The organism is Paenibacillus durus, assembly GCF_000756615.1.
Taxonomy (GTDB): Bacteria; Bacillota; Bacilli; order Paenibacillales; family Paenibacillaceae; genus Paenibacillus_AQ; species Paenibacillus_AQ durus.
In genome coordinates, this window is record NZ_CP009288.1 from 2,095,163 (window position 1) to 2,118,123 (window position 22,961).

Annotated in this window: 21 protein-coding genes and 1 riboswitch; of the genes, 20 read left to right on the top strand and 1 reads right to left on the bottom strand. The window is 53.3% G+C overall.

All coding sequences use genetic code 11. The features are described from left to right. Nucleotides 1-54 precede the first annotated feature (54 nt). From accD to PDUR_RS09410, 5 genes are all read left to right on the top strand, one after another. Entirely contained in the window at nt 55-948 is an 894-nt protein-coding gene (gene accD, locus PDUR_RS09390) for an acetyl-CoA carboxylase, carboxyltransferase subunit beta (protein WP_042206040.1), read from the top strand. 2 nt (nt 949-950) lie between these two features. After that, the gene (locus PDUR_RS09395; protein WP_042206042.1) at nt 951-1,955 is read left to right on the top strand and encodes an acetyl-CoA carboxylase carboxyltransferase subunit alpha; all 1,005 of its coding nucleotides are present in this window, start codon (nt 951-953) and stop codon (nt 1,953-1,955) included. 392 nt (nt 1,956-2,347) lie between these two features. Continuing rightward, a complete protein-coding gene (gene pyk, locus PDUR_RS09400) occupies nt 2,348-3,769 on the top strand; it encodes a pyruvate kinase (RefSeq protein ID WP_042206043.1) in 1,422 nt (473 codons plus the stop codon). Nucleotides 3,770-4,026: 257 nt separating this feature from the next. Further along, nucleotides 4,027-4,584: an acyl-CoA thioesterase gene (locus PDUR_RS09405; protein WP_042206045.1), complete on the top strand. Its 558-nt coding sequence runs from the start codon at nt 4,027-4,029 to the stop codon at nt 4,582-4,584. Then, nucleotides 4,581-4,979, top strand: a complete 399-nt coding sequence (locus PDUR_RS09410) for an FxsA family protein (protein WP_042206046.1) — start codon at nt 4,581-4,583, stop codon at nt 4,977-4,979. Before PDUR_RS09405 ends, PDUR_RS09410 begins: the two co-directional genes overlap by 4 nt. 156 nt (nt 4,980-5,135) lie before the next feature. On the opposite strand, the gene ytvI is transcribed toward PDUR_RS09410, so the two are convergent. Further along, nucleotides 5,136-6,251, bottom strand: coding sequence for a sporulation integral membrane protein YtvI (ytvI, locus tag PDUR_RS09415; RefSeq protein ID WP_042206047.1), 1,116 nt, complete (start codon nt 6,249-6,251; stop codon nt 5,136-5,138). Nucleotides 6,252-6,641: 390 nt separating this feature from the next. Between ytvI and citZ the strand changes: the two genes are divergently transcribed. The 15 genes from citZ to phoU all read left to right on the top strand — a co-directional run bounded on the left by citZ (nt 6,642) and on the right by phoU (nt 22,767). Beyond that, complete coding sequence (gene citZ, locus PDUR_RS09420) at nt 6,642-7,754, top strand: citrate synthase (RefSeq protein ID WP_042206048.1); 1,113 nt, start codon at nt 6,642-6,644, stop codon at nt 7,752-7,754. Nucleotides 7,755-7,919: 165 nt separating this feature from the next. Then, complete coding sequence (gene icd, locus PDUR_RS09425; RefSeq protein WP_042206049.1) at nt 7,920-9,215, top strand: NADP-dependent isocitrate dehydrogenase; 1,296 nt, start codon at nt 7,920-7,922, stop codon at nt 9,213-9,215. A 225-nt stretch (nt 9,216-9,440) separates the two neighbouring features. Further along, entirely contained in the window at nt 9,441-9,869 is a 429-nt protein-coding gene (locus PDUR_RS09430; RefSeq protein ID WP_042206051.1) for a hypothetical protein, read from the top strand. Nucleotides 9,870-10,014: 145 nt separating this feature from the next. Beyond that, nucleotides 10,015-10,887 (top strand): SDR family oxidoreductase, encoded by an 873-nt coding sequence (locus tag PDUR_RS09435; RefSeq protein ID WP_042206052.1) that lies wholly within the window; start codon nt 10,015-10,017, stop codon nt 10,885-10,887. A gap of 138 nt (nt 10,888-11,025) precedes the next feature. After that, a riboswitch (TPP riboswitch) is annotated at nt 11,026-11,127 on the top strand. Between the two features lie 113 nt (nt 11,128-11,240). Further along, the gene (locus tag PDUR_RS09440; RefSeq protein ID WP_042206053.1) at nt 11,241-11,891 is read left to right on the top strand and encodes a thiamine phosphate synthase; all 651 of its coding nucleotides are present in this window, start codon (nt 11,241-11,243) and stop codon (nt 11,889-11,891) included. Nucleotides 11,892-11,896: 5 nt separating this feature from the next. Next, nucleotides 11,897-12,100: a sulfur carrier protein ThiS gene (gene thiS, locus PDUR_RS09445; RefSeq protein WP_042206054.1), complete on the top strand. Its 204-nt coding sequence runs from the start codon at nt 11,897-11,899 to the stop codon at nt 12,098-12,100. A gap of 5 nt (nt 12,101-12,105) precedes the next feature. After that, nucleotides 12,106-13,134, top strand: a complete 1,029-nt coding sequence (locus tag PDUR_RS09450) for a ThiF family adenylyltransferase (protein ID WP_042206055.1) — start codon at nt 12,106-12,108, stop codon at nt 13,132-13,134. A gap of 42 nt (nt 13,135-13,176) precedes the next feature. Then, the gene (locus PDUR_RS09455; protein ID WP_042206056.1) at nt 13,177-13,947 is read left to right on the top strand and encodes a thiazole synthase; all 771 of its coding nucleotides are present in this window, start codon (nt 13,177-13,179) and stop codon (nt 13,945-13,947) included. Between the two features lie 18 nt (nt 13,948-13,965). Beyond that, nucleotides 13,966-15,084: a 2-iminoacetate synthase ThiH gene (gene thiH / locus PDUR_RS09460; RefSeq protein ID WP_052410141.1), complete on the top strand. Its 1,119-nt coding sequence runs from the start codon at nt 13,966-13,968 to the stop codon at nt 15,082-15,084. 144 nt (nt 15,085-15,228) lie between these two features. Further along, nucleotides 15,229-16,848, top strand: coding sequence for a fumarate hydratase (locus PDUR_RS09465; RefSeq protein ID WP_042209215.1), 1,620 nt, complete (start codon nt 15,229-15,231; stop codon nt 16,846-16,848). Nucleotides 16,849-17,025: 177 nt separating this feature from the next. Next, on the top strand, nt 17,026-18,822 hold the full coding sequence (gene pnpS / locus PDUR_RS09470; protein WP_042206057.1) for a two-component system histidine kinase PnpS: 1,797 nt from the start codon (nt 17,026-17,028) through the stop codon (nt 18,820-18,822). Between the two features lie 144 nt (nt 18,823-18,966). Continuing rightward, nucleotides 18,967-19,695: a response regulator transcription factor gene (locus PDUR_RS09475; protein ID WP_042206059.1), complete on the top strand. Its 729-nt coding sequence runs from the start codon at nt 18,967-18,969 to the stop codon at nt 19,693-19,695. Between the two features lie 122 nt (nt 19,696-19,817). After that, nucleotides 19,818-21,173, top strand: a complete 1,356-nt coding sequence (locus PDUR_RS09480; RefSeq protein WP_052410142.1) for a methyl-accepting chemotaxis protein — start codon at nt 19,818-19,820, stop codon at nt 21,171-21,173. 76 nt (nt 21,174-21,249) lie between these two features. Then, nucleotides 21,250-22,029, top strand: a complete 780-nt coding sequence (gene pstB, locus PDUR_RS09485) for a phosphate ABC transporter ATP-binding protein PstB (RefSeq protein WP_042206060.1) — start codon at nt 21,250-21,252, stop codon at nt 22,027-22,029. Between the two features lie 78 nt (nt 22,030-22,107). Next, nucleotides 22,108-22,767 carry a phosphate signaling complex protein PhoU gene (gene phoU, locus PDUR_RS09490; protein WP_042206062.1) on the top strand — a complete coding sequence of 220 codons (660 nt, stop codon included), beginning with the start codon at nt 22,108-22,110 and terminating at the stop codon, nt 22,765-22,767. The last annotated feature ends 194 nt before the right edge of the window (nt 22,768-22,961 follow it).

Genomic DNA, 22,961 nt, shown 5'->3' on the forward strand with positions numbered 1-22,961 from the left:
GTCATTAAAGTGTAGATGCTGCCTAAGCAAATAAACGGCTGAAGAGGTGCAACCTTGTTCAAAGATTTGTTTCAGAAAAAACGGAAATATGCGACAGTTCCTTCGCAGCGTCTGGAGCAAGCGAACATACCGGCGGAAGGGGAGCGGCCCAAGCGGGAAATTCCCGAAGGGCTGATGAGCAAGTGTCCCAAATGCGGTTCGATCCAGTACAGCAAAGAACTGGAGAAGAATCTCAAGGTATGTACGGCCTGCGGCCATCATATGCGGCTGAACGCTCCCGAAAGGATCGCCATAACGCTTGACCCGGGCAGCTTTATCGAGTTCGACGCGGGGATGGTATCTGTGGACCCGCTTCAATTCCCGGGGTACAGCACGAAGCTTGAGCAGCAGAAGCTGAAATCGGGCCAGCTTGACGCCGTTATTACGGGACAGGGAAGCATCGGCGGCCATCCGGTTATTGTGGCGGTCATGAATTTTGAATTTTTTACGGGCAGCATGGGCTCGGTGGTAGGGGAGAAAATTACCCGCGCCGTCGAGGAAGCGACTGAAAGAAGGCTGCCGATGATTATATTCTCGACTTCCGGCGGAGCCCGGATGCAGGAGAGCATCCTGAGCCTGATGCAAATGGCGAAGACCAGCGCGGCGCTGGCGCGTTTTGGCGAGTCCGGAGGATTATACATATCCGTTATCACGGACCCGACGACGGGCGGCGTGTCCGCGAGCTTTGCGACGCTTGGCGATATCAACATCGCTGAGCCGGGAGCCGTATTCGGTTTTGCGGGCCGCATTGTAATCGAACAGACGATCCGCCAGAAGCTGCCGGATGACTTCCAGACGGCGGAGTTCAATTTACAGCACGGCCAGCTCGATCTGGTGGTGCACCGAAAGGAAATGCGCTCTATGCTTAGCAAAATTTTGGAGCTGCATGACGTGAAGGGGGGATTTTAGAAATGGCGGGGGACTTGCCTTTTGAAAAACCTCTCGTTGATATGCGTAAGAAAATTACGGAGCTAAAGCAGTTTGGGCATGAAAAAGATATTGATTTCAGCGACGAAATCGCCCGGCTGGAGGAGCGCTACAAGGTGCTGGAGGAGGAGATATACTCTAATATCACACCTTCGCAGAAAATGCATCTTGCCAGGCACCATGGCCGTCCGACCTCGCTGGATCTGATCGGGCTTATCTTTACCGATTTTATCGAGCTGCACGGCGACCGGCTGTTCGGCGACGACCTTGCGGTCGTCGGGGGTATCGCGAAGCTGGAGGGAATACCGGTCACTGTGATTGGACAGCAGCGCGGCAAGGATACGAAGGACAACATCGCCAGATTTTTCGGCAGTGCGCATCCCGAAGGCTTCCGCAAGGCGCTTCGGCTGATGCAGCAGGCGGACAAGTTCCGGCGTCCGATCATTACGTTTATTGATACGAAGGGCGCTTATCCCGGCAACACTGCGGAGGAACGGGGCCAATCGGAGGCGATTGCCCGCAATCTGCGTGAAATGTCCGGACTTGGCGTGCCTGTCGTCTGCGTCGTTATCGGTGAAGGCGGCAGCGGCGGGGCGCTGGCGATGGCCGTAGGCAACCGCGTGCTGATGCTGGAGCATGCCATTTACTCCGTCATTTCACCTAACGGCGCCGCGTCGATATTGTGGAAGGACGCCGCGAAGGCAGACCAGGCGGCGGAAGCAATGAAGATTACCGCCGACGATTTGCTAGCGATGGAAGTCATCGAGGAGATGATCCCCGAGCCCAAGGGCGGCGCGCACCGCGATTACGGGACTACCGCAGCGTCCATTAAGGATGCCCTCATTCGGCATTTGCATGATTTGGCCAGTCTGGATGCTGACGAGCTTAGGGAAGACCGTTACCGGAAATTCCGTAAGATCGGGGAGTTCGCGGAATCGAAGGCGGCCGAAGAAGTCTTTACCGAAGAACCGGCGCTCAGTCCGGAGTAACAGCATTTTCTTTACCCAAGAGGCCCGACAAGAGGCCCGATTTACTAAATAACCTTGCAATCCGTAACCCCGAATCGGCTTCGGGGTTATTTTTTTAAAATATAAGAATGTATAAGCTGAGCGCTTATCATTTTGTCTTATATTTCTACGAGAAAACGGGTACCCTCCTCCTCCGAGGACGGCGCAGCCGTTTCTTCTTGTTGGGCAGCACCGCCGCTAATTTATATGAAAAGCCGCAGAAACATTGATTTTGCTGTCCGGTTGAAGTAATATTCATAAGGGCGCAGTCAATACTGCATATGACATAGTTCCTATTCATTTGGACAACTTTGTAGTAGATTTTGTAGTTGGAAAAAGTGTAGACAGAGAAACGAAAAAACGGAGGAAAACTAATGCGGAAAAGTAAAATTGTATGTACGATTGGTCCTGCAAGTGAATCGTTGGAGAACCTCAAGAAATTGATTCTGGCCGGAATGAATGTGGCACGCTTGAACTTCTCCCACGGTGACTTTGAAGAGCATGGAGCACGGATTAAGAACATCCGTCTGGCATGTAAGGAACTGAACAAGACAGTTGCCATCCTGCTCGATACGAAAGGACCTGAGATTCGTACAGGCAAGCTGGAAGTGGAACCGATTGAACTGGTGCAGGACGAGTACCTGACCCTGACTACGGAAGAGATTCTTGGCGACAAAAATCGCATTTCCGTCACTTACTCTGACCTTCCAAAAGACGTTCAAGTAGGCTCCACCATTCTGATTGACGACGGCCTTATCGGTCTTACCGTCGTCGACGTTCAAGGCACGGAAATCAAGACCCGTATTGTCAACGGCGGTACGATCAAGAGCAAGAAGGGCGTTAACGTCCCTGGAGTTGCCATTTCCCTGCCGGGTATTACGGAGAAAGACACCAATGATATCATTTTCGGGATCGAACAGGACATCGATTTTATCGCCGCTTCCTTCGTTCGCAAAGCCAGCGATGTTAAGGAAATCCGCGATCTTCTCGCGAAGCATAACGCGAGCCATATCCAAATCATCTCCAAAATTGAAAATCAACAGGGTGTCGATAACCTTGACGAAATTCTGGCAGTGTCCGACGGCCTGATGGTTGCCCGTGGCGACCTTGGCGTGGAAATTCCGGCGGAAGATGTGCCGCTCGCACAGAAACTGATGATTCAAAAATGTAACATTGCAGGCAAACCGGTAATCACCGCTACGCAAATGCTCGATTCCATGCAGCGCAACCCGCGTCCAACCCGCGCAGAAGCGAGTGATGTGGCCAACGCCATTTTCGACGGAACCGACGCTATCATGCTGTCCGGCGAAACGGCTGCAGGTAAATACCCGGTAGAATCGGTACAGACAATGTCCCGTATCGCCGAAAAAGCGGAATCCGCGCTGAATCACCGTGAAATCTTCCTGAAGCAGCAAATTGCTCAAGAAACGACAGTAACGGAAGCAATCAGCCAATCCGTAGCCATCTCGGCGCTGGATCTGAGTGCCAAAGCGATCATTTCCTCCACGGTCAGCGGACATACCGCCCGCGTAGTATCGAAGTACCGTCCGGTATCTCCGATCATCGCGGTAACGACTCAGGAAAGAACAATGCGTCAACTGGCTCTCGTATGGGGCGTAACTCCGGTTAAGGGATCGCCGGCTTCGTCCACCGATGAGCTTCTGGAAACCGCTGTTCAAGGCGGCAAAGATTCCGGTGTTGTCAAAGCAGGCGACCTTGTTGTGATTACTGCAGGTATTCCGCTCGGACATTCCGGTTCTACGAACCTGGTAAAAGTGGAGCAAATTGCCGACTAATTTGCTGATACCCGCATATTGAAGTCTAGCAATATTGCAAGCTATAAGATTTGAAATAAAAAGCAATGGCAGAAAATGCCATTGCTTTTTGCTTGGAAATGATTCAATACCATTTCCACCTATGGGAGTATCCGGATGATGCTCGGCTTCGGTGCTCCCACAGAAAGCTGCCTGCGACAGCTGAAGGACTTAGCGCGCAACTTGAAATCTAAGGCTGAATAAGCTATTTTAAATCAAGGGAAAGGAGGAGATCATGCGTGGAAACCCAAGATTTTTTGCCGGGCCCCTGGCATGCCGCCTCCTTGAGGGTCCGTTACCAGGAGAGCGATCAGATGGGTGTGGTATACCATTCCAATTATTTGAACTGGTTTGAAATCGGGCGGACCGAAATGCTGCGCGAACTCGGCTTTTCCTATCTTGAACTGGAGAACCGGGGCATGCTGCTTCCGGTCACCTCGGCAGAGCTGCAATTCAAACGGTCCGCAAAATATGATGATACAATCGCCGTCTATGCCCGCATGTCGTCGTTTACGCCCCTTCGGCTAACTTTCGAGTATGAGGTGCGGCGGGTATCCGGCCCGGAACTGACCGGCGCCCGCTTGTATGGATCGGATGCCGCTGTTCTGCATAACAATAATGAGGCGTCATTTGCTGAGGGCTTTCAAGCCTCGGCTGCCGGAGAACTGCTGGTTACCGGCTCCACCGGCCATGCCTGGGTAAACCGGGAGCTCAGGCCCGTTCGGCTGGACAGAACACTGCCAGAAGTTTACGGTGCAATCGTAACGGCGCTGCGCAAAGAAAAGAGGACGATATGATTAAAAGAAATTGGCTGTGGGCGGCGTTGTTTATTATTCCCGCTACAGAACTATTCGGCTTTATCCTGGTATCGTCCTGGTTCGGAGCGTCCAAGACGCTGCTGTTGCTGATCTCGACTTCACTCATCGGTTTTCTGATGATGCGTTTTGAGGGCAGCAAGGTACTGCAGGACAGCAGGCAGCAAATGCAAGAGGGCAGGATTCCGGGCCGGACGATGCTGGACGGGTTATGCATCTTTTTCGGGGGACTGCTGCTGATTATACCGGGATTTATCACGGACATTATTGGCTTCACCTTGGTTTTTCCCCTGACCCGGCCTCTGTACCTCGGATTTCTGCTGAAGTGGATTGAGAAAAAAATGAAGAACGGCACGTTTACCTATTATAAGAGATAACCGGCACTTAAACTTTACCCAAAAGAGCGAAGACCGTCTGATCATCATGCGGCTTTCGCTCTTTTTATCGTTTCATATGGCCGCGTTTGTGCACGTACAGATTTAGAGGCGTTATGCCGGCTTAGAGCGGCAGGCAGCTCTTGCGGGGCCGTCTCCTTAGTGCAGTCTGCCATTTAGAATATAGGAATGGAGACTTCGGAAGACACCCGCCCGCCACAAGGCGCCAAGGATCACAAGCGCAACCGGACCGAGAATCAGGCCGGCTGCACCGAGCAGCTTCAGGCCGGCGAACATGCCGATCAGCATGGCAAGCGGGTCGAGACCTGTGCTGCTGGCCACGAGCTTGGGCTCCAGCACCTGACGGGTAATCAAAGTGATGCCATACAACACGGAAAGACCGATGCCAAGCGGCATATCACCTGTCATATAGGAATAGAGAGCCCACGGAATCATTACGATACCGACGCCAAGATAGGGCATCAGATCGACAAGACCGATCATCAGTCCAAGAACGAAGGCCGATTTGACACCCAGAAGAATCAGGCCGGCGATAACAATGACTCCAGTAATCGAGATTAAGACAAGCTGCGCAAGCAGATAACCGAAGAACGCTCTCCGCAGATCGCTGAAGATTTTCGCCGCTGTGCTGCGAAATCCGTCCGGCAGCCAATCTGACAGTATTCGGCTCCGCCGCTCCCATCCTGTGGCGAGAAAAAAGGCAGCTAGAACGACGACAATGAGGACTGTTCCGAGCGATGGGAGGGAAGCGATTATTTTAAGAATCAGATTGAAGATGCCGGTAACGAGATTGGTCGCGGCAACCCCGATCGATTCCGTCGTTTTGCTGATATGGCTGTCGATCGTGGCGTGATAATCCGGATTGCTGTTGTAGAACTGGTTAATTTGGTTAATGATATTTTGAAGGCGGTCGCTGCGGCTCCAGGATTGAAGCAGTTCATGCCACTGCGGCGCGTGAAGATTGAAGGATTGGGCAAGAACGGCCAGTTCTTTCACCAGCCGGGTAACAAGCGCGGTAAGCACAAGCCCAGCGGAGCCGATATAAAGCGCAAGCGAGAGGATGACCGCAAGCCATGACGGCAGCCGAAGCCGCTTTAGGCCTTCTACGACCGGGCGTATGCTGTAAGCGAGCAGCCAGGCGAGGCACAGCGGATACAGCAGCGGAAGCAGTACATAGAGGCAGAAGAGAACAAGAATGACGGCCAAAACGACCCATAGGCCTCTCAGCAGCCTCTTCAGCGTCAGGCTGTCCATGCCGATTCTCCTTTCTTTATGCGGAAATGAACGGCTCTTATAATGCTCGTCCTCGTCCTAATGTATATTCCGGTAAAAGGGAAATCATCCCTTTTTTCGGCCCGTGTAAACTGAAGGTGCATACATGAAACGCTCGCAAGGAAGCAATTTTCTATCTCTCCGATAAAATCATTTGATGCGCCGCAAAGCTTCCATATAGTTCACGTAATCTACAATTTCCGGTATGATAATTAAAGGCTCTATTTTTTTGGATTGACCTATTATTTCATCAACCTTCTGGGCAGCAGGCTTAATTAATACGCTATCATTTTTTAACTACTTTAAATTGTAAATGTTTTCACAGGTTTTCACCTCTAAATACCCTCAGTTGGCAAAAGGAGAGATTTTACAATGACAGTTATAAAGGGACTGGAAGGCATTGTTGCGGCTGCTTCCTCCATCAGTTCAATTGTGGACGGCGTGCTCACTTACCGCGGTTATGATATCGATGATCTTGCCGAAAATGCCAGCTTCGAAGAGACGGCCTTCTTGCTCTGGTTCGGCAGCTTGCCTACCACGGCCGAGCTGGAGAAACTGAAGCGGGACCTGAGCGATTTTGCGGCGATTCCGGAGCAGGTTATCGCGCAGATGAAGCTGTATCCGAAGGATGCCAATACGATGGCCGCCTTGCGCTCCGCCATATCGAGTCTGGCGCTGTACGATGAGGCTGCCGATGATATGAGCCGCAGCGCCAATGAAATCAAGGCAGTGAAGCTGCAGGCGCAAATTCCGACGATTGTGGCGGCGCTGGCGCGCATCCGCAAAGGGCTGGAGCCTGTCGCTCCCAAGCCTGGCGCCTCCATTGCCGAGAACTTTTTGTATATGCTCCGGGGCGAGCAGCCCGATATGGTATCGGTCAAGGCTCTCGACACAGGGCTTGTGCTGCATGCCGACCATGAGCTGAACGCCTCGACCTTTACCGCAAGGGTAACGGTTGCGACGCTGTCTGACATTTACTCCGGAGTCACCTCGGCAATCGGTGCGCTTAAAGGTCCGCTGCACGGCGGAGCGAACGAAGCTGTAATGAAAATGCTGGAGGAAATCGGCAGCTTTGAGAATGTAGAGCCTTATATCCGCGCCAAGCTGGACCGCAGGGAGAAAATTATGGGCTTCGGGCATCGTGTCTACAAGAACGGCGATCCGCGCGCGAAGCACCTGATGAAAATGTCGCGCGAGTTGGGCGTAATCAAGGGCGATACGACACTGTACGACATGTCCGTGAAGATTGAAGAATTGGTAACCGGGCAGAAAGGCCTTAAGCCCAATGTCGATTTTTATTCCGCGTCCGTGTATACTCAATTAAGCATAGACCGCGAGCTGTTTACGCCGATCTTCGCCATCAGCAGGGTATCGGGATGGACCGCTCACATTCTCGAACAGTACGAAGACAACCGCATTATCCGTCCGCGCGCGGAATACACGGGTCTTGTGGAGCAAAAATACGTTCCGGTCAACGAAAGATAAGCAGCCTTTTTTCTGCATGCCTGTCCTGAGCGGAAGGACGCTGGCGACAGATGATTAGCCGCTATAATGGCATACGCTTCTTAAAGCCCTGATTTCATTTTCCCACCCTTAAAGCTGGGAGAAGCGTATGCCGCACACCAACATTTAAGGAGGAATTATACACTAATGCTGAAACTCGAAAAGTATGAACTGCCGACAGAAGGCGAACAAATCACAATTGACAATGGCAAGCTGCAGGTTCCTAGTAATCCGATTATCCCTTTCATTGAAGGCGACGGAACGGGCCGCGACATTTGGAAAGCCTCCAAACGGGTGCTGGATGCGGCGGTGGATAAGGCTTACGGCGGAACCAAGAAGATTGCCTGGTATGAAGTGTTTGCCGGAGAAAAGGCGTATAATACATACGGAGAATGGCTTCCGAACGATACGCTCGAAGCGATCCGCGAGTACATCGTTGCCATCAAAGGGCCGCTGACGACTCCGATCGGCGGAGGCATCCGTTCCTTGAATGTGGCGCTGCGCCAGGAGCTCGATTTGTATGTATGTTTGCGTCCGGTGCGGTATTTTGACGGGGTACCTTCCCCGGTTAAGCGTCCGGAGCTGGTCGATATGGTCATTTTCCGGGAGAACACGGAAGATATTTACGCCGGCATCGAATACCAGGAAGGGACAGAGCAGGTTAAGAAAGTGATCGAGTTCCTGCAAAAAGAAATGGGTGTAAGCAAGATCCGTTTCCCGGAAACATCGGGCATCGGCATCAAGCCGGTATCCTCCGAAGGCTCGAAGCGTCTCGTTCGCGCCGCTGTGGAATACGCGGTTAAGCACGGCCGTAAGAGCGTTACGCTTGTGCACAAAGGCAACATTATGAAGTTCACTGAGGGCGCGTTCAAGAACTGGGGCTATGAAGTGGCCGAGCAGGAGTTCGGTGACAAGGTGTTTACCTGGAACCAGTACGATGTAATCAAGGAGCGCGAAGGCGCCGACGCGGCGAATGCGGCTCAGAAGCAGGCGGAGCAGGATGGCAAGATCATTATCAAGGACGCCATCGCCGATATCGCGCTGCAGCAGGTGCTGACCCGTCCGACCGATTTTGACGTCATTGCGACGCTGAACCTTAACGGTGACTATCTGTCCGACGCACTTGCGGCGCAAATTGGCGGGATCGGCATTGCTCCGGGTGCGAACATCAACTACGTGACCGGGCATGCTATCTTTGAAGCCACCCACGGTACGGCGCCTAAATATGCGGACAAGGACGTTGTTAATCCAGGTTCGGTCATTCTGTCCGGCGTCATGATGCTGGAGCATTTGGGCTGGCAGGAAGCCGCCGATCTGATCTACAAAGGTATGGGAACTGCCATCAACAACAAAACGGTAACCTATGATTTCGCAAGGTTGATGGAGGGAGCGACAGAGCTGAAATGCTCCGAATTCGCTGACCAAGTGATCCAGCATATGTAGGAAGGTCGATTCATTGAGCATCAAACGTTACAAGATTACAGTCGTTGGCGCCGGTTTTACCGGCGCCAACACGGCTCTGATGCTCGCTCAGAATTGACAAAAGTATGAACGTATCCCCATTTTATTTATGATAAAATGGGGATTTTTCTTTTGAGATTAAGCAATTAGTGTTTATAATATTTATTGATATAACTTATGTCATAGATTTATCGGGAGGGATATGGTATGAACTGGAGCGTTTTAATGTTCTTACATATGATTGGCACGCTGACACTCGGTTTCTACCTGGTGCTGCCTTTCATTCTAGGCCGGACAGAGAAGCTTTCTTCCGCAGCCAAGGAGGGTTCGCTGAGCGCAATCGGCGCGTTTAATCGCGTTGCCCAATATGGCTTGGTCATTCAACTGCTTACCGGCGGCTACATGATGACCAAAGGCGAGTACTCGGTCCCGTGGATGATTATAGTTACACTGCTGCTGCTCGCCATGTTCGCTTTGGGCGGCATTATGAGCAAGCCACTGCGGCTTGCGGCCTCAGGCATAAAGCAGAGCCGAGACGTCTCCCGCGAAACCGGCAAAATCCGCACGTTAAGCGCGCTGCTCGCGGTGTGCTTGCTGGTTATGGTTTTCTTTATGGTTTTTGATGAGATTATTTGAAAATTAGCTAAAGCCCGGCCCACGTCGCCCGTCTCCATTTGGAGGCGGGTGTTTGGTTATTGTGAGCAGGAACGAATAATTGCACATCCCAAAGACATCCTAAGGAAAGTCTATATTTTACAACTTTTCGAAAGGAGAATGAAATATGTCTGAGAGTAATCAGCAAGCCCAAAAGACATTGCCGCCGCAGCATCAGGATCGTAGGCCCGGTCTGGAATCGGAGATGACGCCCCGGCCTAAATACGAACCGGCGGGATACAAAGCGGCGGGTAAGCTTCTCGGTAAAGCGGCGCTGATCACAGGCGGAGACAGCGGCATCGGCCGCGCGGTAGCTGTTGCTTTTGCCAAGGAGGGGGCCGATGTAGTCATTTCCTATCTCAATGAGCACTCCGATGCAGAGGAGACGAAGCGCCAGGTCGAACAGGAAGGACGCAAATGTGTTCTCGTCTCCGGCGATATCGGCGTCGAAGTCTTCTGCCAGGATCTTATCAACAAAACAGTGGAAGGGCTGGGCAAGCTGGATATTCTTATTAACAATGCGGCGGAGCAGCATCCGCAAGAAAGAATCGAGGATATCAGCTCCGAGCAGCTGGAGCGGACGTTCCGCACTAATATTTTCTCGATGTTCTATTTGACAAAAGCGGCTATGCCCTACTTGAAACATGGCTCGACGATCGTCAACACGACGTCGATTACGGCTTACAGAGGAAATCCTCAACTGCTGGACTACTCGTCCACCAAAGGGGCGATCCTCAGCTTTTCGCGTTCACTCGCCATGAATTTGGTGGATAAAGGCATCCGTGTCAACGCGGTCGCGCCGGGTCCGATCTGGACGCCGCTCATTCCGTCCACCTTCGACGAGAAGAAGGTCAGTGAGTTCGGCGGAACACAGCCAATGAAACGGCCGGGACAGCCTGAAGAACTGGCTCCGGCTTTTGTCTATCTGGCTTCCGATGATTCATCGTATGTAACCGGACAGGTTATTCATGTGAATGGCGGCGAAATCGTTAACGGTTGACGACTCTTAACGTATCCCAGAGGATTTCTGCTGAATATGCAAGCCCCGATCCAAATCACGCGGATTGGGGCTTTTTCATGAAAAGGTGGTATGAAAAGGAAATTTATGATACGCTGTGAAAGATCAATAGTTGCATAGCGTGAACACTAGGGGTGCCGCAAGGCTGAGACGAACGCAAGGTTCGGACCCTTTGAACCTGATCTGGTTTATACCAGCGTAGGGAAGTGGAGAGTGAATATCTGCATCCGGGCCTGTCAAGGCTCGATCCCATTTGCAGTTTCCGGCCGCCTTCCTTCGGGAGGGCGGTTTTTTGTGCTGCTTATGACAAATAAACACAGGAGGCGAATAGGGCTATGTGTCCGCCAAAGTCAAAGGACCCCGAAATTCATCTCATATCCGGCGGCGGGACGTTAATGGACAGCTTTATCTTTATCGCTGCGGCCGTAGGTCCCTTTGTAGACTATATTCATTTGCGGGAAAAAACGCGCACAGCGGAAGAATTGTACGCAGCGGTCGAGAAGATGCGCAGCCTTGGGATACGCCCTGAACAAATCGTCGTAAACGATCGGTTGGACGTTGCGCTGGCCTCTGGCGCCGGAGGCGTTCAGCTTGCGGGGCACAGCCTCCGGGCCGCTGCGGCCCGCAAGCTGTCTCAGAGCCTGCGCATTGGCCGTTCCGTCCATTCCCCGGATGAAGCAGCTGCTGCCGCAGACGAAGGGGCGGATTACTGCCTCTTCGGGCATATATACGCCTCGGCCAGCAAGCCGGGTCTCCCGGGGAGGGGACTGGACAGGCTTGCGGAAACCGTGCGTGCCTGCCGGGTTCCGGTCATTGCGATTGGCGGCATTGAACCGGGCAATGCAGGACAGGTGATTTCATGCGGCGCGGCGGGCATTGCCGTACTCTCGGGCATCTGCGGCGCGTCCGATCCTGTGGCGGCCGCAAAGTCTTACCGTGCTGCCGTCCGGGCTGCCGCTCAAGAAGCCGGATATGAAAGGAGGTGAGGGCAATGAAACTCTATATCAACGGGAACGAGACCGAGCTGGACGAGGCTTGCGCTACGCTTGCGGATCTGCTGAGCCGCCCCGAATGGAAGGAACGGAAGATGATTGTTGAACTGAACGGCATGATCGTGGGCAGGGATGATTTCGGAACGGTCCCCCTTGCCGACAGGGACCGCATCGAGCTGGTGCATTTTGTGGGAGGAGGCTGAGGCCGGTGAATTTCGCCGGAGAGGACAGATACAGCAGGCAGGAACGGTTTTACGGGATTGGAGCCGAGGGCCAGAAAAAGCTGGCGCAGGCGAAGGTTCTGATTATTGGCGCTGGGGCGCTTGGCTCCGCATGCGCGGAGACGATGGTGCGCTCGGGTGTGGGCAAGGTGACCATCGTCGACCGGGATTATGTGGAGTGGAGCAACCTGCAGCGTCAAAATTTGTTCAGCGAGCAGGATGCGGCTGAGCGGATTCCCAAAGCGGTAGCTGCCGCCCGCAGGCTTCGCAGCGTTAACTCCTCTGTGGAAGTTGAAGGCATCGTTGCGGATATTACTGCGGAGGAGATCGGCCTCTATACCCGAGGGATCGACCTAATTCTTGATGCGGCGGACAATTTCGAGGTGCGGATGATCGTAAATGATATTGCCTCGCGAGACGGTATCCCCTGGATCTATGGCGCCTGCACCGGCAGCTACGGCATTTCAATGACGATTGTTCCGGGGCAGAGCGCCTGTCTTCACTGTCTGCTGGACAGTGTCCCAGCCGGAGGGGATACCTGCGACACGGTGGGGATAATCGGTCCCGCCGTGCAGATGACGGCTGCCTACCAGACGGCCGAAGCGCTGAAGTGGCTGTCAGGGAACGTTAGCGCGCTGCGCGGGACACTGGTCTCTTTCGATCTATGGACGAACCGTTACTCGTCGGTAGATACGTCCAAGCTGAAGCGCGCCGACTGCCCGTCCTGCGGCGCTAAACGCACTTATCCTTATTTATCGCCGGGCAGTCATTCCAGAACGGCCGTACTCTGCGGGCGGGATACGGTGCAGATTCGCCCGCCAAGCCAGATGAGACTTGATCTGGAGGAGTGGGAGCGGCGGCTGTCCGCCTATGGCCGGGCGGAGCGGAATCCCTTTATGCTGTCTTTGACACTGGAGCAGCACCGTATGGCGATCTTTCCCGATGGCAGGGTGCTCGTTCACGGAACGGGTGATCCCGCCGAAGCCCGGTCGCTGTATCACCGTTATTTTGGCTAACTATCAAGCATTCTATTAACCGAATAGGGGAGGATTATTATTATGCAGGATGCATTACATATCGGGGGCAAAGCCCTATCCAGCCGTCTGTTCATCGGAACCGGCAAATACAGCCGCAATACGCTGATTCCGGAGGTAATCGCCCGTTCCGGCTCCGAAGTAATTACCGTGGCGCTTCGAAGAGTCGACCCATCTTCGCGGGAGGAGAACATTCTGAGCCATATTCCGCAGCAGATGACCCTTCTGCCCAATACTTCCGGTGCGCGGACCGCAGAAGAAGCCGTGCGTATCGCTCGCTTGGCCAGAGCGGCAGGGATGGGGAACTGGGTGAAGATCGAAGTCATTAACGACCAGAGATATTTGCTGCCGGACAATCTGGAGACGATCCGTGCTACGGAAATTCTGGCCGCCGAAGGCTTCGTCGTCCTTCCCTATATGAGCCCGGACCTGTCTGCGGCTCTCCGGTTGAGAGACGCGGGCGCGGCGGCGGTGATGCCGCTGGGCGCGCCTATCGGAAGCAACCGGGGCCTCCGGACGAAGGAGCTGATCGGCATCTTGATTGAAGAGGCCGGCCTGCCGGTCATTGTGGATGCCGGAATCGGCCGTCCGTCGGAGGCGGCGGAAGCGATGGAGATGGGCGCGGCCGCCGTGCTGCTGAACACGGCGATTGCCACAGCCCGTGATCCGCTTGGCATGGCGGAAGCTTTTCGCGGCGCGGTTGCAGCCGGCCGGCAGGCGTATCTGGCCGGGCTGGGCCCGGTTCAGCAGGAGGCGGAAGCTTCTTCGCCTTTGACCGGTTTCTTGAACGTATAGGAAGGGGGACTGAGACTGTTGAGCTTTTTTGAGTCGCTGACGAACTTGGAGCGTATTCCCTTTAAGGAATTGTGGAAAAAGTACACGAAGGACGATGTCATGCGGGCGCTGGCCAAGGAGAAGCTGGATAAGGAAGATCTGCTTGCCTTGCTGTCACCGGCCGCCGGCCACCATTTGGAAGAAATGGCGCAAAAAGCGCAGCGCATCACCCGCTCGCATTTCGGCTATGCCGTTCAGCTGTTCACGCCAATGTATGTAGCGGATTATTGCGTCAACCACTGTACGTACTGCAGCTTTAGCGCCATTCATGATTTTCCGCGCAAGAAGCTGTCGTTGGAAGAAGTTGAAGCGGAAGCGGCGGCAATTGCCTCTAGCGGACTACGCCATATTCTGCTGCTGACAGGGGAATCGCGCAAAGACTCTCCGGTCGGTTACGTTAAAGATTGCGTAAAGGTGCTCGGAAAGTATTTCTCTTCCATCAGCATCGAGGTCAATCCGCTGTCGATGGAGGAATACAAAGAATTGGCCGATGCGGGCGTGGACGGATTAACTCTATTTCAGGAGGTGTACCACCAGGAGACGTACCGCAAGCTGCATGTTAAAGGCCCGAAGCGCAATTTCCGGGCCCGCCTGGATGCTCCGGAGCGCGGCTGTCAAGCAGGCTTCCGCTCCGTCAACATCGGCGCGCTGCTCGGCTTGTACGATTGGCGGCAGGAAGCGTTCATGACGGCGATGCACGCAAGTTATCTTCAGGACCGTTATCCTGGCTGTGAGATTAGCCTGTCTCCCCCGCGTTTCCGTCCCTATCTCGGAAGCTTTAACCCCGAATCGGACGTGACCGACCGCGCGCTGGTACAGATTATACTGGCGTACCGGCTGTTCCTGCCCCGTTCCGGCATTACTTTGTCCACAAGAGAACCCGCTGAATTGCGGGACCGCCTTGTGCACTTGGGGGTAACCAAAATGTCGGCAGGCGTCTCGACAGAGGTGGGCGGGCATACCAGTGACGGCGGAACGCCGCAGTTTGAAATATCCGACAGCCGAAGCGTGCCGGAAATCAGGGATATGCTGTACGGCAGCGGGCTTCAGCCGGTGTTCAAAGACTGGGATATTCTTGCCGAAAGTTCCGTGCGCTGACGGAGGAGTTCAAGAGTTTAAGAGTTCAAGCCAACCTTCCTATTTGCGGAGGGTTGGTTTTTTTTATAGGATTGTACCGGTATGATATGATAGATACAAAATGAAAGCCATCTAAACCCTGGACTTAAGAGGAGTGTATTGATGATGCGGAAGTTCGAAGACAGTGTGTATGATCTGATCGTTGAGACCTCCACCAACTTGCCTGGCGACGTTCGCCGGGCGATAGCTGCGGGACGGGCGCTCGAAGATAAAGATACACGTTCGGGACTGGCCCTTGCTACAATTGCGCAAAATATCGGCATGGCCGAGCTTCAGGTCTCCCCTATATGCCAAGATACGGGCATGCCTACTTTTGTCATACATACGCCGATAGGCGTGAATCAGCTCGAAATGAAGCGTGATATCCGTCAAGCCGTTGTCCGGGCGACCCGGGACGGCAAGCTGCGGCCCAACTCTGTCGATTCGCTCACAGGCGGGAATAGCGGCGACAATCTTGGCGAAGGCACACCGGTCATTCATTTCGAGCAGTGGGAAGAAGAGCATGTTGATGTGCGGCTCATCCTCAAGGGAGGCGGCTGCGAGAACAAGAACATACAGTACAGCCTTCCTGCCGAGCTGGAAGGACTGGGTAAAGCCGGACGCGATCTTGACGGTATCCGCAAATGCATTCTTCATGCTGTCTATCAGGCTCAGGGGCAGGGCTGCAGCGCGGGATTTATCGGAGTAGGTATTGGCGGAGACCGGACTTCCGGATATGAGCTGGCGAAGAAGCAGCTGTTTCGCAAGGCGGATGATATGAATCCGATCCCGGAGCTGCTTGAGCTGGAAAATTATATTATGGAGAATGCCAATAAGCTCGGCATCGGCACTATGGGCTTCGGGGGAGAAGTGACTCTGCTCGGCTGTAAAGTTGGGGTGATGAATCGGCTTCCTGCGAGCTTCTTCGTTTCTGTCGCCTACAACTGCTGGGCGTTCCGCCGCCAAGGCGTACTGATCGACACCGCTACCGGGGATATCCGGGAGTGGCTGTATGAGCGGGGCTCCGGCATTACCGTAGGAGCGGTCGCAGCGAAAACGCCGCCAGATATGGATACTCCGGAAGCCGAAAACTCCGGCGAACGGGCCGTCCAACCCGCGGCTGCCGAAAGTTCTGCTGCGGTTGGCGCAGATACGGCAGGCGGTGCAAGGGAGATCCGACTGACGACGCCGATTAGCGAGGAAGATATACGCCGCTTGCGTGTCGGCGATGTGGTCATCCTGTCGGGCGAAATGCACACCGGCCGCGACGCTCTGCATAAGTATTTAATCGACCATGAGTCTCCGGTTGATCTAAGCGGGGCGGTCATTTACCACTGTGGTCCCGTCATGCTTAAAGATGAGGAGGGCTGGCATGTGAAGGCGGCCGGGCCGACGACGAGCATCCGCGAGGAGCCGTACCAGGGCGACATCATCAAGAAATTCGGCATCCGGGCCGTCATCGGCAAGGGCGGCATGGGGGCGGGGACGCTACAGGCGCTCCATGATCATGGCGGCGTTTATCTGAATGCGATAGGCGGAGCGGCGCAGTATTACGCCGAATGCATCAAGAAAGTGAACGGCGTCGATTTTCTCGAATTCGGCATCCCCGAGGCGATGTGGCATTTGACGATAGACGGATTTGCGGCGATTGTGACCATGGATTCCCACGGCAACAGCCTGCATGCCGACGTTGAGAAAGACTCCGCCAGTAAATTGGCGTTATTCCGTGAAGCGGTGTTTAAGTAAGGCGCTGTATGGACTATGATAATGATCATATGTAGCAGATCGGAGCACAGATGTATTAACGTCTGGAGCTCCGATTTTTGGTTTTACATGGTATGCTTTTGCACTGGCAATTTCACCGAAATCGGGCTACGATAGAGTAAAGCAGTATAGTAAAGCATAGAAAGAGGCATGTGCCGAATGAAACCATTTCGAGTCCGTCTTTCGTTAATACTAATGACTTTGATCGGAATTTCCATGATTGGAGCGGGCTTCACGATGGCGCATCTGTTCAAGAATTCCCATGTTGCAGCGCTTGAAGATCATATGTCCCGGGAAATAAATCTGCTCGTGGGCACGATGGAATTCCGCGATATGAACGCTCCGGATGCGATTAATTATTATACCGGACAGGCCAAAAGTATTGGTAAACTCACGAATTCGAGGGTTACCTTTATTACACAAGAGGGAAAAGTAATTGGAGATTCGGAGAGGAATCCGCAGTTAATGGACAATCACTCCAATCGTCAAGAAGAGATTATTGCGGCAAAAGACGGGATTGGCCGGGCAATCCGATACAGTGACACGATGAAGAAAAATATGCTATATGTTGCCCAGAAGGTATCCTCACAGAACGGAAACTTCAACGGATATATCCGCCTGTCCCTGTCCCTTGACAGTGTCGAACAAGGAGTGAACAGGGCTTGGACGATTATGGCGGGCGGACTTGTGCTGCTGTTCATAGCGGCGGCTATTGTCAGCTATCGTGTCTCCCTCAGCTTCACATCGCCACTGGAGCAGATCACCCGTGTGGCCCGCCGGATTACCGATCTTGATTACGACGCTCGGGTATCCCTGAACCGAAGGGATGAAATCGGCCAGCTGGCGACCGCGATCAATGTGATGGCGGACAGTCTGCAGACCCAGCTGCGCACGATACGCGATAATGAGAACCTGCTGCAGAGCGTGCTTGATAATATGACCGGCGGCATCTTGCTAGTGAATGATCGGGGAGAAATCGCCCTGCTCAACAAGGCGGCTGAGAAGATGCTGGACGTGAATGCGGAGGACTTGGTCGGCCGCTCCTTCCGTGAATTGAAGCGCCACTACGAGCTGACCCGTATTTTGGAGGACGGATTATTCCGCCGGGAGCCGGTGCATGAGGAGCGGAGCTTCTACAATTCGGGAGAGCGAATCATGCGCCTGGACGGGGTGCCGATGACGCAGGACGATTCTTATCAAGGCATGCTGTTCCTGCTTCAAGAGGTAACGGAAATTCGAAGGCTGGAGAGAATGCGCAGCGAGTTCGTTGCCAATGTCTCGCATGAGCTCAAGACGCCGGTCGCGGCGGTCAAGGGATTCGCGGAGACGCTGCTTGGTGGCGGGGTGAAGGATGAGAAGACGGCGAACTCTTTTTTACAAATCATATATGATGAGAACGAAAGGCTGAACCGCTTGATCGGCGATATTCTGGAATTGTCCAAAATCGAGTCCAAACGAGTCCAGTTGGAATGTTCTCCGGTCCACCTGGCAACCTTCTTCGATTCGCTGCTTGGAACGATGAGTAAGGTAGCGGAGAAGAAAAGCATCAGCCTGAGCGCGGAGGTGCCGGAAGAGCTCTTCATTGAAGCCGATGAGGACAAGCTGCGGCAGATTTTCCTCAACCTGCTTTCGAATGCGATCAGTTACACGCATGAAGGCGGCAATGTCAAGGTGAGGGCGATGAACCGGCAGAAAAAAGACGGAACGGAAACGGTTGTATTCACCGTCACAGATACCGGGATGGGAATCCCCCGCAAGGACCTGCCGCGTATTTTTGAACGATTTTACCGGGTGGACAAAGCGAGATCGCGGAGTTCAGGCGGAACTGGACTCGGATTGTCGATTGTCAAGCATCTGATGGATTTGCATCGAGGCGTTATTTCTGTAGAAAGCGATCTCGGTATCGGAACCACATTCACCCTGGAGCTGCCGCTGCTGCAGGAGAATGAAATCTGACCATTCTTTTAGCATTTCCAGTGTTTTGTGAAGCGAAAAGTTAAACTTAGGGGTAAACAGGGCGACTTACGTAAATGTTTTACACTGTGATAACATTCCGATGATATGATGGGCTTGTCAAAAATTATGAAGACGGGGGAAACTATGGCACAACGATTGCTTGTCATCGAAGACGAACCGACTTTGGCCCGGCTGCTGTCTTACAATCTGACGCAGGAAGGGTATGAGGTGGCACATGAGGATCACGGAACGGCAGGCTATGACCGGGCAGTCAGGGAGCATTTTGATTTGATTGTGCTGGATCTCATGCTGCCGGGGATGAACGGGATTGATATTTTGGATAAACTGCGCGGTCAGGGGATTACAACGCCCATCATCGTGCTGACGGCCAAGAATACCGAAGAAGATGTCGTCCGCGGGTTGAAATCGGGAGCGGATGATTACATGACGAAGCCTTTCGGCGTATCGGAACTGCTTGCCAGAGTCAGCGCCGTACTCCGCCGTATCTCGGGTATATCGGAAGAACCGCAGCCCAGAACCGCAGAGAATGATTCCACCATTATTTTGGGTCAGCTTGAAATTTATCCTGAACGATACGAGGTGACTTTGGGCGGACAGAGCATTAATCTTCGTCCGAAGGAATTTGAAGTGCTGCTGTATTTGGCCCGCAAACCGGGCGTTGTATTGACGAGAGATGATTTGATGAACGCCGTTTGGGGGTTCGATTACATCGGCGGGCAGCGCACGGTGGATGTTCATGTCAGTTCGCTGCGCAAGAAGCTGGAACTGGACCCCGAGTCGGTCCATATCGACTCTATCCGAGGAGTCGGCTACAAGCTGGTTGTTAACAAAAAAAGAACTCCGGTCGTTTAACCGAGCCCGGGGTTCTTTTTTATTAGGAAGTATTAGTCACATTTCATTAACGGTAAGAAAATATTCCTATGACATTTGGTTGATACGCTATGGACATAATAGTCATGCAGGAGGAATGTGCATTGGGTTCACTCACAACGGTTGAGGAAGAGAGAGGCAAGCTGAGCGGAGGAGGGACGGACATAAGCGAAGGTGCGGCGGCAAAAGACAAGCTTACAATAAAACGCCAGGAAATCGGGCGGAATGAACATCTGCTCAGGCAAAAAAGGAAGGCGGCGCAGACGGGTGCCTTGTCATTAGACGCAGTACATCCCGATGCAGCGCGGACGAAAGCTTCACGGACCCAAGACCCACCTTCCGCGGCCACTGCAAAGTTCGCAAGGGAGGCGGCATCAGCGCCACCTTCCGCCATATCGCTTGAGGATTACTGCATCAGCGTTCCGGAGATCGACCTGCATCTTGAGTGCCTGGAGGCGCTGGCGGTATTTCGCGACAACTTGAATGCTCCATGCCTGGTCGTCAGGGACGAAGAGGATCGGCCAGCCGGTCTTCTAATGCGGGATTATTTTCACCGCAAGCTGTCAGGCAGATTCTCGGCGGAGCTGTTCTATTCACGTCCGGCAGCCCGTTTTGCCGATAAAGATGCGCTTGTGGTGGAGTCTTCGGCTCCCCCTTCCGAATTGATCGCTAGGGCCTTGCGGCGGAAGGAAGAGCAATTCTACGACTGCGTTATCGTCACCGAGAATGGGAAGCTGAAGGGCGTATTGACGGTGAGAGATCTGATGGCGCTCTCCGGACGGCTTCAGGAGCGGGCGGAGCAGGAACGCCGCCTTGCCGTAGAAGGAAGCTGCGACCACGTCGGCGAGATGGAGTCGGCGCTGCAGGAAGCCGCGTCTGCTGCCGAAACGGCCCGTGCAGAGTGCAGCCGTATGGAGCAGTGGATTGGCGCCGGCTCCGGGAAGCTGGGTCATGTACATACTTCGTATTTACGGGTTGAGGAGCGAATCTCCGAGCAGCGCAGCCAGGTTGAGGAGCTGCTGAAGAATGTGACGGAGAGCGCTTCTTTGACGGGAGAGATTGACGGAATTGCCGCAACCAGCGAACTGCTTGCGCTGAACGCCTCCATTGAGGCCGCCCACGCCGGTGAACAAGGACGGGGCTTTCAAGTCGTGGCTGATGAGGTGCGTAACCTTGCCCGTCATACCCGGCTGTTGACAGCAAGCATTTCTTCGCTGCTTGGAACCATTGGGGATCAGGCTGCCCGCACCGCAGAGCTCACTGGAGCCGCTGCAGACGATATTGGCGGCAGTGCGGAAGAAATAGCGGCCGCGAAGCGGCTCTTCGCAAGCCTCCAAACGGCAGTTTACACAGTGGAGAAGGCGGACGAAGCCGCCTGCCGGCTCGTCCGTCAGAGTGCAGACCGGGCTCTGGAGGTCAAAGGAAAGCTGCTCACGATGAGTGATTTTACAGAGCGTTAACAATTCTCTGGAGCGGTATTTACAATTATGGCTTATGATTGTACGGAAGATGATGAGAAGGAGACTCACACATATAATGAAGTCCGTCATTGACATAGAGAAGAAGACCATCATTGATATAGAAAAGCTGGATCTCTACTACGAGTCCTTTCATGCGCTTAAAGGCATGGATTTGCAAATTCCGGAGAAGGCGGTTACCGCGTTTATCGGGCCGTCCGGCTGCGGTAAATCGACGCTGCTGCGCACCTTGAACCGGATGAACGATATGATCCCGGGAACGCGGATCGAAGGAAAGGTTCTGATCGGCGGCAAGGATATTTACGGCGGCGATGTAGAAGTGGAGAGCTTGCGCAAGCAAGTGGGGATGGTTTTTCAGCAGCCGAATCCTTTTCCAAAATCGATATACGATAATGTTGCTTACGGCCCGAGACTGCATGGCAAGCCTCCCAAAGCCGAGCTCGACGAGCTGGTGGAGCAAAGTCTGCGCCAAGCAGCTCTTTGGGACGAAGTGAAGGACTTTCTGAAGAAATCGGCGCTTAGTCTGTCCGGCGGACAGCAGCAGCGGCTCTGTATTGCCAGAGCCCTTGCCGTGCAACCTGATATTCTGCTGATGGACGAAGCAACTTCCGCGCTTGATCCGGTATCGACACAGAAGATCGAAGAGCTTGTTCAGGAACTGCGGGACCGGTATACGATTGTGATGGTTACGCACAATATGCATCAAGCCGCTCGAGTTTCGGGCAGAACGGTGTTCTTTCTGAACGGCGTGATTGTCGAGGCGGCGGATACGGAGCAGTTATTCTCGAATCCTAAAGATTCGCGCACCGAAGATTACATTTCCGGCAGATTCGGCTAATAAAGCCGGCTTCCCTTGGGGAAGTGCGTGCTTGGCCTGCCCGGATGACCTAATGATTCGAGGAGGATCGCTCTAATTATGATTCGAAGAGTGGAATTAGATAAAAATCTTGAGGAACTGCGGAATCTGCTGCGGCAGATGGCTGAGCATGTCATTGACGCGCTCGAAGGAGCCGTGCTTTCCTTGCAGAAGCTTGATACATCCAGGGCACAAGAAATTGTGCAGGCTGATGTTCATCTTAATGAATTGGAAGAAAAGATTATGGATATCGGTTCGCGTCTAATCGTCACGCAGCAGCCGGTAGCCAAGGATTTACGCAGAATAATCGTTGCTTTTAGAATATCGAGCGATCTTGAGCGGATGGGCGATTTAGCGCTGGATGTGGCTAAGGTGACTCTCCGTATCCAAGGCCAGGATCTGATCAAACCGCTGGTTGACATTCCCCGTATGGCTGAAATTGTTACACTCATGACCAGTGAAGCCATTACCGCCTATCTGGACGAGAATACGGATCTGGCGCATAAAATGGCAATGGACGACGATCAGGTCGATCATTTGTACAGCTCTATGATCAATGATTTGTATACCTATATGAGTGAGAAGTCCGAATCGGTCTCTCAGGCGATGCTGCTTACGCTGGTTGGGCGGTACATCGAGCGGATCGCCGATCATGCGACCAACATTGGGGAAAGCGTTGTTTACTTGGTAACAGGTAAACGTCCGGATTTAAATATGTAGTAAACGGCCAGGCCGTTTGGTGAATACGCCGAATATGTTTATAAGAGAAAGCGCATCATTGCCGCTAAGCGGTGAGGGCGCTTTCTTCTTTTTTCACAGAATGTGTAAGCTTTGAAGCCGCTAATGGCACTTTGATGGGCTATTTTGCCGGGCCGTGTGGTAAGATGTAAAGGATAAGCAATAAAAGACGAGGT

Bases quoted from the DNA above. Each gene is read 5' to 3' on its own strand.
- phoU (WP_042206062.1), top strand. From the start codon at position 22,108: ATGATTCGAAGAGTGGAATTAGATAAAAATCTTGAGGAACTGCGGAAT.
- PDUR_RS09430 (WP_042206051.1), top strand. From the start codon at position 9,441: ATGAACTGGAGCGTTTTAATGTTCTTACATATGATTGGCACGCTGACA.
- citZ (WP_042206048.1), top strand. From the start codon at position 6,642: ATGACAGTTATAAAGGGACTGGAAGGCATTGTTGCGGCTGCTTCCTCC.
- PDUR_RS09465 (WP_042209215.1), top strand. From the start codon at position 15,229: ATGCGGAAGTTCGAAGACAGTGTGTATGATCTGATCGTTGAGACCTCC.
- thiS (WP_042206054.1), top strand. From the start codon at position 11,897: ATGAAACTCTATATCAACGGGAACGAGACCGAGCTGGACGAGGCTTGC.
- pstB (WP_042206060.1), top strand. From the start codon at position 21,250: ATGAAGTCCGTCATTGACATAGAGAAGAAGACCATCATTGATATAGAA.
- PDUR_RS09455 (WP_042206056.1), top strand. From the start codon at position 13,177: ATGCAGGATGCATTACATATCGGGGGCAAAGCCCTATCCAGCCGTCTG.
- icd (WP_042206049.1), top strand. From the start codon at position 7,920: ATGCTGAAACTCGAAAAGTATGAACTGCCGACAGAAGGCGAACAAATC.
- PDUR_RS09395 (WP_042206042.1), top strand. From the start codon at position 951: ATGGCGGGGGACTTGCCTTTTGAAAAACCTCTCGTTGATATGCGTAAG.
- pyk (WP_042206043.1), top strand. From the start codon at position 2,348: ATGCGGAAAAGTAAAATTGTATGTACGATTGGTCCTGCAAGTGAATCG.
- PDUR_RS09435 (WP_042206052.1), top strand. From the start codon at position 10,015: ATGTCTGAGAGTAATCAGCAAGCCCAAAAGACATTGCCGCCGCAGCAT.
- PDUR_RS09475 (WP_042206059.1), top strand. From the start codon at position 18,967: ATGGCACAACGATTGCTTGTCATCGAAGACGAACCGACTTTGGCCCGG.
- ytvI (WP_042206047.1), bottom strand. From the start codon at position 6,251: ATGGACAGCCTGACGCTGAAGAGGCTGCTGAGAGGCCTATGGGTCGTT.
- pnpS (WP_042206057.1), top strand. From the start codon at position 17,026: ATGAAACCATTTCGAGTCCGTCTTTCGTTAATACTAATGACTTTGATC.
- PDUR_RS09440 (WP_042206053.1), top strand. From the start codon at position 11,241: ATGTGTCCGCCAAAGTCAAAGGACCCCGAAATTCATCTCATATCCGGC.
- PDUR_RS09410 (WP_042206046.1), top strand. From the start codon at position 4,581: ATGATTAAAAGAAATTGGCTGTGGGCGGCGTTGTTTATTATTCCCGCT.